The organism is Lacunimicrobium album (assembly GCF_052161635.1).
In the GTDB taxonomy this organism is placed as follows: Bacteria; Planctomycetota; Planctomycetia; order Planctomycetales; family Planctomycetaceae; genus SXPC01.
The window spans coordinates 1,116,783-1,131,439 of the sequence record NZ_CP197413.1 but is presented as its reverse complement, the minus strand read 5'-3'; the positions used below and the strand labels follow the sequence as shown (position 1 = coordinate 1,131,439).

Annotated in this window: 11 protein-coding genes and 1 tRNA gene; 11 read left to right on the top strand and 1 reads right to left on the bottom strand. The window is 56.9% G+C overall.

Going from position 1 to position 14,657, the window contains the following annotated elements:
• Nucleotides 1–281: 281 nt before the first annotated feature.
• The 8 genes from SH248x_RS04420 (at nucleotide 282) to ruvA (ending at nucleotide 11,684) form a co-directional block, all read left to right on the top strand.
• Nucleotides 282–363 (top strand) — tRNA-Leu (locus tag SH248x_RS04420).
• A 358-nt stretch (nucleotides 364–721) separates the two neighbouring features.
• Nucleotides 722–1,627, top strand: coding sequence for a CAP domain-containing protein (locus tag SH248x_RS04415; protein ID WP_459557308.1), 906 nt, complete (start codon nucleotides 722–724; stop codon nucleotides 1,625–1,627).
• 368 nt (nucleotides 1,628–1,995) lie between these two features.
• Complete coding sequence (locus tag SH248x_RS04410; RefSeq protein ID WP_459557307.1) at nucleotides 1,996–3,588, top strand: sigma-54 interaction domain-containing protein; 1,593 nt, start codon at nucleotides 1,996–1,998, stop codon at nucleotides 3,586–3,588.
• 249 nt (nucleotides 3,589–3,837) lie between these two features.
• Nucleotides 3,838–6,987: a response regulator gene (locus tag SH248x_RS04405; protein ID WP_459557306.1), complete on the top strand. Its 3,150-nt coding sequence runs from the start codon at nucleotides 3,838–3,840 to the stop codon at nucleotides 6,985–6,987.
• Between the two features lie 15 nt (nucleotides 6,988–7,002).
• Nucleotides 7,003–7,833, top strand: a complete 831-nt coding sequence (locus SH248x_RS04400; RefSeq protein WP_459557305.1) for a CheR family methyltransferase — start codon at nucleotides 7,003–7,005, stop codon at nucleotides 7,831–7,833.
• Nucleotides 7,830–8,438, top strand: a complete 609-nt coding sequence (locus SH248x_RS04395; protein WP_459557304.1) for a chemotaxis protein CheB — start codon at nucleotides 7,830–7,832, stop codon at nucleotides 8,436–8,438. Before SH248x_RS04400 ends, SH248x_RS04395 begins: the two co-directional genes overlap by 4 nt.
• Complete coding sequence (locus SH248x_RS04390; protein WP_459557303.1) at nucleotides 8,438–10,777, top strand: response regulator; 2,340 nt, start codon at nucleotides 8,438–8,440, stop codon at nucleotides 10,775–10,777. The genes SH248x_RS04395 and SH248x_RS04390 overlap by 1 nt, the downstream gene beginning before the upstream one ends.
• A gap of 286 nt (nucleotides 10,778–11,063) precedes the next feature.
• Nucleotides 11,064–11,684 (top strand): Holliday junction branch migration protein RuvA, encoded by a 621-nt coding sequence (ruvA, locus tag SH248x_RS04385; RefSeq protein WP_459557302.1) that lies wholly within the window; start codon nucleotides 11,064–11,066, stop codon nucleotides 11,682–11,684.
• A 94-nt stretch (nucleotides 11,685–11,778) separates the two neighbouring features.
• Here ruvA and thpR read toward each other — a convergent pair whose 3' ends face one another.
• A complete protein-coding gene (gene thpR, locus SH248x_RS04380; RefSeq protein ID WP_459557301.1) occupies nucleotides 11,779–12,345 on the bottom strand; it encodes a 2'-5' RNA ligase family protein in 567 nt (188 codons plus the stop codon).
• A gap of 141 nt (nucleotides 12,346–12,486) precedes the next feature.
• On the opposite strand from thpR, the gene SH248x_RS04375 reads away from it, so the two are divergent.
• The 3 genes from SH248x_RS04375 to SH248x_RS04365 all read left to right on the top strand — a co-directional run bounded on the left by SH248x_RS04375 (nucleotide 12,487) and on the right by SH248x_RS04365 (nucleotide 14,627).
• Nucleotides 12,487–12,705: a hypothetical protein gene (locus SH248x_RS04375; protein ID WP_459557300.1), complete on the top strand. Its 219-nt coding sequence runs from the start codon at nucleotides 12,487–12,489 to the stop codon at nucleotides 12,703–12,705.
• 913 nt (nucleotides 12,706–13,618) lie between these two features.
• On the top strand, nucleotides 13,619–13,786 hold the full coding sequence (locus SH248x_RS04370; RefSeq protein ID WP_459557299.1) for a hypothetical protein: 168 nt from the start codon (nucleotides 13,619–13,621) through the stop codon (nucleotides 13,784–13,786).
• A gap of 115 nt (nucleotides 13,787–13,901) precedes the next feature.
• Nucleotides 13,902–14,627 carry an ankyrin repeat domain-containing protein gene (locus SH248x_RS04365; RefSeq protein WP_459557298.1) on the top strand — a complete coding sequence of 242 codons (726 nt, stop codon included), beginning with the start codon at nucleotides 13,902–13,904 and terminating at the stop codon, nucleotides 14,625–14,627.
• Nucleotides 14,628–14,657: the final 30 nt, after the last annotated feature.

Sequence of the window (14,657 nt, the reverse complement as noted above, 5' to 3'; positions counted from 1 at the left end):
TCCCTGATCGAACTCCCGACCGTTTGGCCAGTTATAGCGACTGGGGGAAGGTTCTGGCAACACACATCCCCGACACGCCATGCTCCACTCCGAACCTGACAAAAGGGGAGAGGGTCAAATTGATATCTAAAGGGAGTTGCACGGAATTCTTCTTTGTGAGACTTTGTGTACTTCGTGCCTTGGTGGTGAACTCTCCCCGGTTTCAAATCTCCACAGGTTGACACCCTTGAGAACGCCCCTCGGTTACGATACCTTAATCACTCGATAGTGATGCCCGAATTGCGAGCGTGGCGGAACTGGCAGACGCGCCGGATTTAGGTTCCGGTACCGCAAGGTGTGTGGGTTCGACTCCCTCCGCTCGCACTTCTTTCCTTATTGTGCTTCACGTGACACTGCTTGAGTCACGCATATCTGTGCTTTGGCTATGGAAAACGCGGTCGAGCGAACTCAGCTTCGCAGGCTGAAAAAGTTGGGTCTTCTAAGGCGATCAACGCCCATCCCGTCCGGATGAATTCCCAATACGCACAAATGTGCAGACACCGAGACCTACCACAAAAATCCCCCTCGTCAACCTCCACGAGACCACCAAATCTTCGGCTTTCTGCAGGGGGCAAATATGTGGCATTCCGCGGCAGACCCGTCAGGAAAGTTTGCCTAGACTTCCTAGACGTGTTCTCTGGATGAGAACGAAACACGATGTTCCCCGATTGTGAAAGATGTCATGCTACGACCTACCCGCCTCGCGATTGCACTGTCAGCAACATGTGCATTGTCTGTGACCTGCTCGCTTCCTTCCGCGTTCGCTCAGAACACCCCGGTCACATCCACGACTTCGTCAGACACCCCCAAGACAACGACTACAGTCACCAAGACCATCACCAAAACCGTCCGCGCCAAGATGGACCTGGCCGATGTCGAAAAGAAAATCACCGAACAGACCAACCAGATGCGCATGGCTTCCGGCCGTCGCCCCGTCGAAACCAGCGACGAACTGACCTCCGCCGCCCAGGATCTCGCCAACTACATGGCACGCACGGGCAGCTTCAGCCACTACGCTGATGGCCGCACCCCCACACGTCGCGCCGTCAACCGCAAGTACGACAATTGCGCCGTCATGGAAAACATCGCCTACACCGGCACCGGCTACTCAGGCGACGCCCTCGCCAATTACTTCTACCGCACCTGGCGCAATTCGTCGGGACACTATGCCAACATGATGAACTCCTCGGTCACTCAGACCGGCGTCGGCATCGCACAAAACGGCGGTCGTTATTACGCCGTCCAGATGTTCGGTCGCCCACACTCCCGCATCATCATGTTCAAAGTGACCAACACTTCGGAAGAAACCATCTCGTACGCCGTCGCTGGCGATAAGTACGAACTGCAACCGAACATGGTCCGCACTCACAGACGCTGCCGTCAGCCACAGCTGGAAATCAAACTTCCACAGGAAGACGCAGTCGCCGAAAATCAGCCAGCCAAAGAACAGAAAGTCGAATTCACCCCAGCCGTCGGCGATCAGTTCATCGTCACGGCAGATGAAGAAGGCAAACCTGTCGCCTTGAAAGCGGAAGTTGAAAAGAAGTCTGAAAAACCCAAATCAGACACCGCAGACAACAAGAGCTAATTGAGTAAAACTGGGCAAAATGGCCTCGGCGTCGTCTCACAAGAAGACACGCCGCAGGCTGCCCGCTTTTTCCGGGTCGGTGAAAGAATCCCACGCTTTATTGATCACCCACGCTGCCCTGTCAGCTGGCTGTTGATCTTCGCAACTCCCGTCAGACGCTTTCCATGGCCGCTGCCAACTGACGCACAATCTCAGACTCGCCCCCGGCCAAGGAATGCCAGTTGCATTTGATGGAAACGCCGTGTTAATCGGCAGGAACTGGCGTCATATTCCGTGAAATATGATGCCTTCGTCCGTCAAATATAATAGAATCCCTGTGCCCGTTCACGGAACCAGGATCGCGTCCTTGCCAAGGATTAGCAAGAACTATGGAATCTCAACGTCTCCTCTTAGACATCTGGCAGGAAGCCTGCAAGCACATCGAAATCGGCGACTTCGCGCGAACCGTTCGCCCGATCCTCTCGCGGCTGTTCCCCCTCGGCTCCCTGCTGATCCGTCGATTTGATCGGAGTCATCGTACGGTCCTGACCGTCGCGATGTCGTCAAACACATCGACCGATACCGCCACCGAAGATCGTCAATCGCTGTCGATTGACGAGACCGAACAACTCGCCCGCTGGATCGCGAATAGCCGAGTTCTCCGTCGAGGTAAACGCCTCACCGGCCATCTCGGGCTGATCCTCCCCGAACACATCAAATCCGACGTCCTGGCGATTCCGCTGCTGACAGACAATCAGCCTCTCGGCGTTCTCCTGCTCGTTGCCTCCCATGGCCTCTCTTTCAGCGACTCTGAGGAATCCCTCTCCGAAAAGCTGATCGAACCCTTCGCCACCGCCCTCGCCAATGACACTCGTGTCGAGGAAATCGCCGCCCTACGTCAAGCAGCGGAAGCTGATAAAGGCGCTTTGCTCCGTCGCCTGGGCCGCACCGAAATCTCCGATGGCATCGTCGGCGAACACCAGGGCTTACGCCCGGTCATGGAACGCGTCTCCCTGGTTGCCATCTCCGATGTTCCCGTCCTGCTCCTCGGAGAAACCGGGACCGGCAAGGAAGTCATCGCCCGTGCCGTACACAATCGCAGCGACCGTCACGATGGCCCGTTTATCCGCGTCAACTGCGGTGCAATCCCTCGCGAACTGATCGACTCCCAGCTCTTCGGTCACGAAAAAGGCAGCTTCACCGGTGCCGATCAAACACGTCAAGGTTGGTTTGAACGCGCTGACGGCGGAACGCTGTTCCTCGACGAAATCGGCGAACTCCCCCTCGAAGCTCAGGTCCGCTTCCTCCGTGTTCTCCAGGACGGCTTCGTCGAGAGGGTCGGAGGTGCCAACCCGATTCACGTCAATGTCCGCATCATCGCCGCCACCCACCGTGACCTCTCGACGATGGTCGCCGACCACCAGTTCCGCGAAGACCTCTGGTACCGCTTAGCGGTCTTCCCGATCCTGATCCCGCCGCTGCGCGAACGCCTGGGCGATATTCCTGCACTTGCAGAGCATTTCGCATCCCGGGCCTCTGTTCGCTTCGGTCTTGCCCCCGTGAAACCTGCCGATTCCGACATTCTCCAACTCCAGTCCTACACCTGGCCGGGCAATATCCGCGAACTGGGCGCTGTCATCGATCGCGCCGCGATTCTCGGAGAAGGACGTTCTCTTGAAATCGGGAAGTCCCTCGGGATCAACCAGCCCGTCCGCACGGCGACCAAACCTGTTTTCACAACCGGTTACGATTTACGCCCATTGAACAATTCCCGTGACGTCATCTCCGTCGATCCCGGACACATCCTGACTCTCGATGACGCCATGAAAGCCCACATCGAAAAAGTCCTCCAGATCACCGAAGGCCGCATTGAAGGCCGCAAAGGGGCCGCCGCCATCCTCGGCATCAATCCCCATACCCTGCGTGCCAGAATGCGTAAACTCAACCTCGAATGGAGCCGCTTCCGCACTGCCTCGAACTAAGACGTTTCCCTCTGCAATCTGTCTCGGGTTTTCTGACTGATCTCCTTATCTTGCTTCACCCTGCGCACTTCTCCTGATAAGGTGAAGTGGTTCGTGAATTGACTTGAACTCGCGCGCAGTCCACCGGTATGATTCGGCCGCTATCTATTGATCGGACAACAAATCGATCGATCGTGTTGCTCACCACGCAGGGTTTATTGTGTGAACCGGTTGAGACTTCCGTGACAGATTCGTAAATACTGGGCTTCGATGACTCGCTTCGAGCAAAAGACATCTCCGATTCTCTATGTTGCCATCTTCCTCTCCATGGTCCTCGTTTTTGTCGGGGATCTGGTCTCACCATTGGGTTTCTCAGACTGGCTGATCTATCTTCTCCCTGTTGCGTTGACACTGTTTCTCTGGCAGCCGACGACCGTCTTCCGTATCGCAGCCGCGACGACGGTTTTGCTCATCATTGGCTACTTCGCCAGCCCTCCCAAAATCGATCCCGGGATTGCAGCGACCAACCGCGTGATCGGGGCCATCGTGATCTGGATGGTCGCCGCCATTTCTTATCACTCCGTGAAAAACAAGCTGGTGCAGGCGCAATACAACTGGCTGCAAACCGGTCTGGCGAAACTCGGCGCGAAGATGTCGGGTGAACAGCGACTGGAGCACCTGGGCGAAAACATCCTGAACTTTCTCGGCGAATACATCGATGCCCAAGCAGGAACATTTTATGTTCTCGACGGAGCAGAATACCGTCGCATGGCGACCTATGCGCTCCCGCCAGGTGTCGAGACACCGAGGCAGATTCGAGCCGGGGAAGGCCTGATCGGACAAGCCGCTCGTGATCAGCGAACTCATGTTGTCGACAATGTTCCCACGGGTTACATGTTCTTCGGCTCCTCTTTGGGTCAATCCGTTCCGACTCACCTCGTCGTCACGCCCGTGACCGTCGATGGCATGGTCATCTCGGTCTTCGAACTCGCCTTCAATCGAAAACCGCATGATTCCGATCAGGAGTTCATCAACCTGTCGGCGTACCAGATCGGCGTGGCGGTCAAGTCGTCGCGCTACCTGATGCGACAACAGGAACTCCTCGAAGAAACCCAACGCCAGTCCGAGGAACTCCAGGCCCAGTCCGAAGAACTCCGCGTCTCCAACGAAGAACTCGAAGAGCAGAGTCGGGCGCTCAAGGAGACGCAGTCGCGTCTCGAACTGCAGCAGGCGGAGCTGGAGCAGACCAATTCGCAGCTGGAGGAGCAGACGTCGCTTCTCGAAGCTCAGAAGTCGGATCTGACGCGCGCCAAAGGTCAGCTCGAGCATCAAAAGCGGGATCTGGAACGCAGCAGTCAGTACAAGTCCGAGTTCCTGGCGAACATGTCGCATGAACTGCGGACGCCGCTGAATTCTTCGCTCATTCTCGCCAAGTTGCTGGCGGACAATCGGGCTGGCAATCTAACCGAAGAGCAGGTCAAGTTCGCGCAGACCATTCATGGGGCTGGCAACGATCTGCTCATGCTCATCAACGACATCCTCGACCTCTCCAAGATCGAATCGGGTCGTCTGGAAATGCGTCCGTCGGATGTCCTCATCGAATCGATGCTGCGAAGTCTCAAGGGGACCTTCGAGCCGATCGCCAGCAACAAGTCGCTCGACTTCCGCACGCACGTGTCGTCGTCAGCGCCGATCTCGATCTACACTGACCCGCAGCGACTCGATCAGATCCTCAAGAATCTGCTGGCCAATGCCATGAAGTTCACCGAGTCCGGTTCGGTCTCACTGGAAGTGCAGCGTCTGCCGGATGGCAGTATCGCCTTCGTCGTCACCGATACGGGCATCGGCATCGATCAGGATCAGCACGAAGTCATCTTTGAAGCCTTCCGACAAGCCGATGGAACGACGAATCGCAAGTACGGCGGGACCGGCCTGGGCCTGTCGATCTCGCGTGAACTGGCGCGACTTCTGGGAGGCGAGATTCGCCTGAAGAGTCAGCTCGGCAAAGGGAGTACGTTCACCCTCACCGTGCCGGAACGCTTCGATGCCAACGCTGTCCCGCAGCGTCCCGTTTACGACGACACCCCCGCGATCACGCCCAAGCGTCGTCCCGTCATGCCTGATCCGCTCAGTCAGGTCCCCGCTTCGGAGACGCCCACGCCGAGTGTGTCGCTGCGTAAATTTGGCGGCTTCTCCTCGCTCAAGGATGACCGCGAAAAACTCAACAGCCAGAAGACGACCATCCTCGTCGTCGAAGATGATGAACCCTTCTCGGGCATCCTGCTGGACCTCGCGCACGAACTCGACTTCCAATGCCTCCTCTCCAACACCGCAGAAGAAGGCTTGGCTCTCGCCGCTCAGTTCACGCCCAATGCGATCGTCCTCGATGTCGGCCTGCCGGATCAATCGGGCCTCTCGGTGCTCGATCGCCTGAAGCGCGACGTGCGCACGCGTCACATCCCCGTCCACATCGTCTCGGCCAGCGATTACTCCGAGACCGCGATGTCGCTGGGGGCCATCGGCTACATGCTCAAGCCGGTCAAGCGCGAAGAACTCGTCAATGCCTTCGAGAACCTGCAGGAACGCTTGACGCAGACGATGCGCCGCATCCTCATCGTGGAAGATGACGACGTCCAGCTCGACAGCCTGCGTCAACTGCTGGGAACCTCCGACATCGAAACCGTCGGTGCCCAGAGCGCCTCCGACTGCCTGGAGAAACTCAAACACGCGACCTTCGACTGCATGGTCCTCGACCTCAGCCTGCCGGATGCCTCGGGCTTCTCGCTGCTGGAAACCCTCAGCCAGGAAGACCGATATTCCTTCCCGCCCGTCATCGTCTACACCGGCCGCGATCTGAGCACCGAAGAAGAACAGCAACTGCGTCGTTACTCGAAATCGATCATCATCAAAGGGGCCCGTTCACCGGAACGCCTGCTCGATGAAGTGACCCTGTTCCTGCACCAGGTCGTCTCGGACCTGCCGAGCGAGCAGCAGGAGATGCTCAAGAAATCGCAAAGCCGGGAAGCCGGGCTGGATGGACGTCGCATCCTGATCGTCGAGGACGATGTGCGGAATGTCTTCGCCTTGACCAGTGCCTTGGAACCACGCGGCCTGAGCGTCTCGATCGCCCGCAACGGCCGTGAAGCCCTCGACTGGCTGGAACGCTCGCAAAGTGATCCCAACACCGCTGCTGACCTGGTCCTGATGGACCTGATGATGCCCGAGATGGATGGCTTAACTGCCACCCGAGAAATTCGCAAACGCCGGGAATGGGAGAAACTGCCGATCATCGCCCTGACCGCCAAAGCCATGAAATCCGACCAGCAACAATGCCTGGACGCGGGAGCCAATGATTATATGGCCAAACCGCTGGATGTGGAGAAGTTGATGTCATTGATTAGGGTCTGGATCCGTCGTTAAGATAAGGATCCTCCTATGACGAACAAGACTGAAGACATCGAGCTGAGACTTCTGCTGGACGCCATCCACCAGAAATACGATTACGACTTTCGAGGCTATGCAACAGCCTCGATGAAGCGTCGGATCGAACTCGCGCGGACCCGTTTTGAGTGCCACAGCATCTCCATGCTGCAGGATCGCATCCTCCACGAGCCCACCGTCTTCGCCGAGTTCTTGACCTACCTGACGATCCAAGTCAGCGAAATGTTTCGCGATCCACTGTATTACCGCGAAATCCGAGAGAAAATCATTCCGGAACTCCGCACGTATCCTTCCCTCAAAGTCTGGGTCGCCGGATGTGCCGACGGAGAAGAGCTGTATTCCCTGTCGATCCTCTTCCGGGAAGAAGGCCTCGAGTCACGGACGATGTTTTACGCCACCGACATCAGCACCGATGCCTTGCGTCGTGCCCAGGCCGGCATCTATCCTCTCGACCGCATTGCTCTCTTCTCTCAAAATTACCTGAAAGCAGGCGGCAAAGACTCCCTCAGCAGCTACTACACAGCCGCCTACGATGGTGCCCTCTTTGATCGCACCTTGCGCAAACGCACCGTCTTTTCCGATCACAGCCTCGTCACCGATTCCGTCTTCGCAGAAATGCAACTCATCTCCTGTCGCAATGTTCTGATCTACTTCGATCGCCCCCTTCAAGACCGCGCCATCGGCCTCTTCAAAGACGCCTTGTCCCGTCGGGCGTTTCTGGGACTTGGATCGAAAGAGAGCCTTCGTTTTTCCGCACATGCTGATGAATTCAACGAGTTCTGCTCAGAAGCGCGCATTTACCAGAAACGGGGGAACGGTCCATGACAGCCGCCCCCTTCGAGCGAATCCAGGACGCAATTGAAAGCCGTAGCATCAAAGCAGTCGTCATTGGTGCATCCGCAGGAGCCATTGAAGCCCTGTCGGTGATCCTTCCCAGCGTCCCGTCGAAGTCGTCTCTTTCCATCTTGATTGTCGTCCATATTCCTCCAGACAGAGACAGTGCCCTCACGCAGCTGTTCGCTCGTAAATGCACCGCCACTGTTCGCGAAGTCGAAGACAAGCTTCAGATCGAACCTGCCACCATCTACTTCGCCCCACCGGATTATCATTTGCTTGTCGAAGAGGGAGGGTATTTCTCGCTATCCGTTGACGATCCAGTCCTTTATTCTCGACCATCGATCGATGTTTTGTTCGAATCCGCTGCTGATGTCTATGGTTCTTCCCTTCTGGGAATTATCCTGACAGGGGCCAACAGCGATGGAGCCAAAGGCCTCCGCGCTGTGCATGACCTGGGCGGCTTCACCATTGTTCAGCAACCCGACCAGGCCGAAATTTCCACGATGCCACAAGCAGCCCTGACTGCCTGCCCCGATGCCCTCCCTTTGACTCTCCAGCAGATTGCCTCGCTCATGAGGTCCAGCACGAAGTAATGTCTGTTACCGAAAACGTCAAACTCCTGATGGTCGACGACCTCGACGAGAACCTGCTTGCTCTCGAGGCGGTGCTGCGTCGTGACGGTCTGCAACTCCTCAAGGCCCGCTCGGGAGCGCAAGCTCTCGAACTGCTGCTGCAACACGAAGTCGCCCTCGCCATCATCGACGTCCAGATGCCCGAAATGGACGGCTTTGAACTCGCTGAATACATGCGTGGCACGGAACGTACCCGTCGTGTCCCGATCATCTTCCTGACCGCCGGCGCGCACGATGAGTACCGCCAGTTTCGCGGTTACGAAACCGGCGCCGTTGACTTCATGTTCAAACCGTTCGACGCGCACATCCTTTATTCCAAGACAGAAGTCTTCGTCGAACTCTTCCGCCAGCGCCAGGAAATCGCCCGTCAGCGCGATACGATTCTCGAACGCGAAGAACGCCTCAAGCTCGCCCTCCGTGCCGGTCAGACAGGCGTCTGGGAATGGAATTTCCAGACAGGAGCCATCCTCTGGTCCGAAGAAACATACGCCATCTTCGGCCATGCCCCCTTAACCTTCGGCGGCACGCTCGATTCCTTCACCAAACTCATCCACCCCGATGACCTCGACGCCGTCCTCCAGGCCCTCCATGCCGCCCGAATGGGACATGATAACTTCGCCGTCGAATACCGCATCATCCGGCCAGATCAGCAAGTTCGACAAGTCACCAACCTCGCCGTCCTGCGACGCGACGCACAAGGCAAACCCGCCTCGATGGTTGGCACCGTCACCGATGTCACCGAGCAACGACGCGCCCAGGCGGCCTTGCGTCAACGCGAAGTCGAGTTCCGTACCCTCTCGGACAACTCCCCCAACATCATCGCCCGCTTCGACCGACGTCTCCGACACGTCTTCGTCAATAAGACCATCGAAGCCGTCTCTGGCATGCCAGCCAGTCAATACCTCGGCAAGACCAACCGGGATCTCGGAATGCCCGTTGAACTCTGCGATCAATGGGACGCCATGCTCAACGAGGTCTTTACCACCCTCGAACCGCGCGTCACAGACTTCGCTCTCGATATCAAAGGCGAACCGCATCGCTTCCATTCGCACTGCGTTCCCGAACGCAACGTCGATGGCCAAGTCGAGCACGTCCTCTGCGTCACGCGAGACGTCACTCCCGAATGGCTCGCGACCGAACAAATGGCAGAAGCCAAGTCCCTCGCAGAAGCCGCCAACGCCGCCAAAGACCAGTTCCTGGCGGTTCTCAGTCACGAACTTCGCACCCCCCTCTCGCCGGTCCGCCTGGTTCTCAGCGAATGGGAACTCGATGCGAATGTGCCAGAGTCCATGAGCGAAGGCGTTGAGATCATCCGTCGCAATATCGATCTCGAATGCCGCTTGATCGACGATCTTCTCGACGTCAATCGCATCGCCAAAGGCAAGGTCCAATTGCGTCTGACCCCGTTGAACCTTCACGAAGAAATTGGCCACGCCCTCCAGATTGTCGATCTCGATGCCCGCGCCAAGAAGGTCCATCTCGTCCAGAAACTCAACGCAAAACACGTCACCTCAACTGGCGATGCAGCCCGCATTCAGCAGATCCTCTGGAACCTCCTGAGCAACGCCATCAAGTTCACTTCGAACGATGGCGTGATCACGATCCACTCCGAAAACCCCGACGAGAACAGCATCCAGATCGAAGTCAGCGACAACGGCATCGGCATCGATTCGACCAAGATTGATTCGATCTTCAACGCCTTTGAACAAGGCGGCACTCAAGTCACCCGACAATTCGGAGGCCTGGGTCTGGGTCTGGCGATCAGTCGCACGCTCGCAGAAATGCACGAGGGCACGCTCACCGTCACGAGTCAGGGCTTAGGTACGGGCGCGACCTTCCGGCTTGTCTTACCGCTCACAGCAACTCCCGTTCTCGACAAGACACCCCTTCCTCCCACGCACCAAACCTCCGCGTCGACCAACGACGAGCCTGCCTCCGGACCTCTCAGCATTCTCCTGGTCGAAGATCACGAAGTCTCCGCCAAACTGATGGTCCGCCTGCTGCAGTCCGCCGGGCACACCGTCCAGACCGCAGCGACCGTCAAAACGGGCATCGAGGCATGGGAAGCGGGCACCTTCGATCTCCTCATCAGCGACCTCGGCCTCCCCGACGGCTCAGGCTACGACCTCCTCGCCCAGATCCGATCCCAGGGCGACGTCCGCGCCATCGCCCTCACCGGCTTCGGCATGCAGGACGAAGTCGAACGCTCGATCGAAGCCGGCTTCCTCGCCCACGTCACCAAACCCGTCCAGTTCAACGAATTCCTAAAACTCATCCATGACCACGCCTTAAAAGTCTGACGCTCTTAAGGCGAGCGGGGGGTGTAAACCCCCTGTCCCCTGTGCTCTCAACATGAATGACGACTTCGAGTACGCCACACTCTCCACTCTCCACTCTCCACTCTCCACTCTCCACATCTCACATCTCACATCTCACATCTCACATCTCACATCTCACATCTCACATCTCACATCTCACATCTCACATCTCACACTTCACATCTCACACAATCCCCTTCCCCCACCGCTCACAACCTGCTAAACCTCCCTATCCCATCTCCCCCCTCTCTCCGAAAACACCCGCGCAATGTATCACCGAATTCGTGGCAAACTCATCGCCCTGGAAGACCTCGAAGCCATCGTCGAAGCAGGCCATTTCGACTATTCCATCTCCATCCCACAATTCGCCCAGCGACATCTCCAGGACCTCATCGGCAAAGAGATCACGCTTCACCTGATGCATTACATCGACGGCAACCCGCAAAAGGGACGCCTGGTTCCCAAGCTCATCGGCTTTCTCTCGCCACTCGAACGTGAGTTCTTCGACACTCTCTGCAGCGTCGACGGCGTCGGCGTGAAGACCGCCCTCAAAGCCCTCGTCCGCCCCGTGCGCGACGTCGCGATCGCGATCGAAGAACAGAACGTCAAAGAACTCAGCACACTCCCCGGCATCGGCCCAGCCGCCTCCGAACGCATCGTCGCGAAACTCCGACGTAAAATGACCAAGTTCGCCCTTCTCGTCGCCAAAGACTCTCCAACGTCCGGCCCCGTCAAACGCGACCTCGTCAACGAAACCTTCGACGCCCTTATCTCCCTGGGCCACACCCCCACCGAAGCCCGTCAGAAAATCGACTCCGCGGTTGGCACTGGCTCGAAATTCAAAACCGTCGAAGACCTGCTGGTCGCGATCTATCAACAGGAACGCTGAGTGAAGGCGCTCACCACGAGGACACTAAGAACACGAAGTTTCACAAAGAAAAGCGTGTGAATCTTCTGGTCTCCTCCGCGTCCCAGTCTCCTTTCTACTCTCTCCCCTCACCTCTCTCGCGCAACGCCCCCTCGCGCATCATCCGATACCGCACTGGCTGTTCTTCCAGCATTGACTGCGTCAACTGCACCGTCGACACCCGCTGAGTCGCAAAGACCGTCGATTCGTACTCCTCAATCAGCGTCTTCATCTCCCGACCATGATGCGCCTGACACCGCGCAACCGTGATGTGAGGATTGAACCCATACTGATCCCGCTCAAACCCCGGCCCCTGGCAAGCCGTCTGCAGATCGTCCACGAGGGCGTTCAAGGCATCGTTCTCCTTCACCCCCACCCAGACAATCCGCGGCTGCCTCTCGTTGGGAAAGACTCCCATCCCCTCCAGGACTAGATCAAAATTCGGATGACGTGAGACAACCTCATCCAGAATCCCCTCAAGCAGCGGCACAAAATCCGCTTTCACCTCGCCGAGAAACTTCAGCGTCAGGTGCAGCTTCTCCTCACGAACCGCCCTGATCCCACGTCCCATCCCCGCCAGACGACGCAGGAGAGCTTCCATTTCGCGCGTCACCTCGATGTTCACACTAAAAAAAATTCTCATGCGATTCCTGCTCGACGATCGACCAGATCCTTTGACTAATCCGCATGTTCGGAAAAGTCCTCAATACCGGACCGCCTGTCGGCCGATGTAATATCCTGGCGCGGGATGCGCTGTCTCAAATGCGAAAGGGAGGTCCGTCACATGCACCACCGACTCCGTTTATACACTGGCGACGACGAGTTCGCGACCACAGCAGAGCCCAAAACGTCGATCAAACTCGCCGACCTGATCCGCGTCATTTCCGACGCCTCACGCTTCAAACGCTCGTGGCTCAACGACTTCGAAAATGACGACGTCGAAATCCCAGCTGACCTCTACGACGTCATCTCGACTTACTGGGAAGTTCGCCCAGGCGCCTAGTCAACGCGAATATCGATCACACTGCTCCTTCTGATCTGTCCTCACAAATCAAAGGAGCGTCGTGATGGACCGTAACCTCTGAAAACAATCACCACTTGACTCAGCGCGTCTTCTCAACGTGCCATGCTTGCAGCTTTGGGGGGCAAGCATGTTCTGAACGCTCCAACATCAAACGAAGCAGCATGCTCATCCAAAGCGATGAACATGGCATGACTTTTGTGACCGAGCGGGCTTAAATTGGGATTGTATGAGAAGAGCAGTGTCTCTTCTTCGTCGGATATCAACGCGATTTCTGAGCGCCAGGTTTGCTGCTACATCGGGACAAAGGCTGTCGTCTGCCTCGAAGGACAGGGACACGCTCGTTCCATCATCCGGCCGTCATACATAACAGGCCCGGCATGCTGCGTTCTACTGATGCACCCAATGCATAGACGCATCGAAACACATGCATATAACGCATCGCGCTTAACTCATAAGCGATCATGCATATTCACCGCTTCTCACCAGGCCATCCCCCCATCCAGCAATCCTCTTCCCGCTGCGGCAAACGCGATTGCAAAATTTCTTGATCCGCCGTAAGGATTCGCACGTTGCAACGAACATCCTCCCGACACCAATGTCAGATGTGATTGAATCCCTCACATTTTCCATCTCCCTCGGGGAGAAGGTGGCCGCGTCTTCGAGGCCGGAGGAGGGAAGTCTTCTGTTTGCCAACTCACCTGAACCGAATCTCAGGTGACACAGACGTCAGTCGGTGCATTTCCGAAATCTCGGAAGATTCGCGGCCCGAACCTATCCCTCGGGTCGCATCTCTTAAAAGCCCCTTGTCTCAAGGGCAGGACTCATCGCCACATCCGACGATGGGTTTTCGTTTTAGACTCATGAAGAATCTGTGACCTGCCAGGACCACGTTATGAACCCCATGCTCTCGCCCGCCTCAACAACCGTCGAAAACAACCTCGATACCTATCGAGAAATCGTCCAACGCCTGAAACAAGTGAAACGACGCGCAGTGATCACCCGCGCCACCATCACCACTCTCGTCCTCGTCTCTCTGCTGACGATGTACCTGCTGCGATAGCCAATCGGTATTTAGCCCCCCGTCACTGACGGGGGGCATCGACTCAAAAGAAAAGTCGACGCCCCTGTAAGTAAACCTCGCCAACTCCGACTGTCCTCTACGGAAAGGCAATCCCATGAAAACGACATCTTATACCACTGCACTCTCGACCTTCGCCTTATCAGCGACCCTCTCATTGGCCCCTGCTTTCACGAACGCCGGTGACTTTCACACAATCAATTGGAAGACGCAATCCGTCGCCGAGTCCAAAGAACTGTATCAGGCCAAACTCACGGCCCAGAAAGCCGCCCGCGAAGGTGACGTCCAAACCTTGCAGACCTACCTCCAAGCAGGTTACCCCCAGTACATCGTCACTGATCGCGGCGATACGCTCCTTAACCTCGCCACCTACTACGGCCACAAAGACGCTGTCGAACTTCTCCTCAATCAAACAACGACCACACTCGATACCGCCAACACGATGGGCTTCACCCCCTTGGCTGCTGCCGTCTTCAAAGGTCATGATGACATCGCCATCCTCCTCATGGAAAGCGGTGCCGACATCAACGGCATCAACCGAACCAGACAAACTCCGTTAATGATCGCAGCGGTCTATAACCGAACCAGACTTGCCCAGGAACTGATCGCCCGCGGAGCCAATGTCGAATCCAGGGATGTTTCAGGCAACTCGGCCGTGGCTCTCGCGACTAGACACGGCCACACCGACATGGTCACCCTCCTGAACGATGGCCTGTCCGAAAAGCTCTGGCAGAAAACCCCTGAGGAACTGGCCGCCCGACGCCAACCTGTCTCGGCTGCGCCCATGATCCCGTTCAACGCGCAAGTCGCCATCGATAAGTAACTCACTGCTCGCCCGTTTCTCCCTGAAGAC

Bases quoted from the DNA above. Each gene is read 5' to 3' on its own strand.
- SH248x_RS04410 (WP_459557307.1), top strand. From the start codon at position 1,996: ATGGAATCTCAACGTCTCCTCTTAGACATCTGGCAGGAAGCCTGCAAG.
- thpR (WP_459557301.1), bottom strand. From the start codon at position 12,345: ATGAGAATTTTTTTTAGTGTGAACATCGAGGTGACGCGCGAAATGGAA.
- SH248x_RS04405 (WP_459557306.1), top strand. From the start codon at position 3,838: ATGACTCGCTTCGAGCAAAAGACATCTCCGATTCTCTATGTTGCCATC.
- SH248x_RS04375 (WP_459557300.1), top strand. From the start codon at position 12,487: ATGCACCACCGACTCCGTTTATACACTGGCGACGACGAGTTCGCGACC.
- SH248x_RS04415 (WP_459557308.1), top strand. From the start codon at position 722: ATGCTACGACCTACCCGCCTCGCGATTGCACTGTCAGCAACATGTGCA.
- SH248x_RS04370 (WP_459557299.1), top strand. From the start codon at position 13,619: ATGAACCCCATGCTCTCGCCCGCCTCAACAACCGTCGAAAACAACCTC.
- SH248x_RS04365 (WP_459557298.1), top strand. From the start codon at position 13,902: ATGAAAACGACATCTTATACCACTGCACTCTCGACCTTCGCCTTATCA.
- SH248x_RS04390 (WP_459557303.1), top strand. From the start codon at position 8,438: ATGTCTGTTACCGAAAACGTCAAACTCCTGATGGTCGACGACCTCGAC.
- SH248x_RS04395 (WP_459557304.1), top strand. From the start codon at position 7,830: ATGACAGCCGCCCCCTTCGAGCGAATCCAGGACGCAATTGAAAGCCGT.
- SH248x_RS04400 (WP_459557305.1), top strand. From the start codon at position 7,003: ATGACGAACAAGACTGAAGACATCGAGCTGAGACTTCTGCTGGACGCC.
- ruvA (WP_459557302.1), top strand. From the start codon at position 11,064: ATGTATCACCGAATTCGTGGCAAACTCATCGCCCTGGAAGACCTCGAA.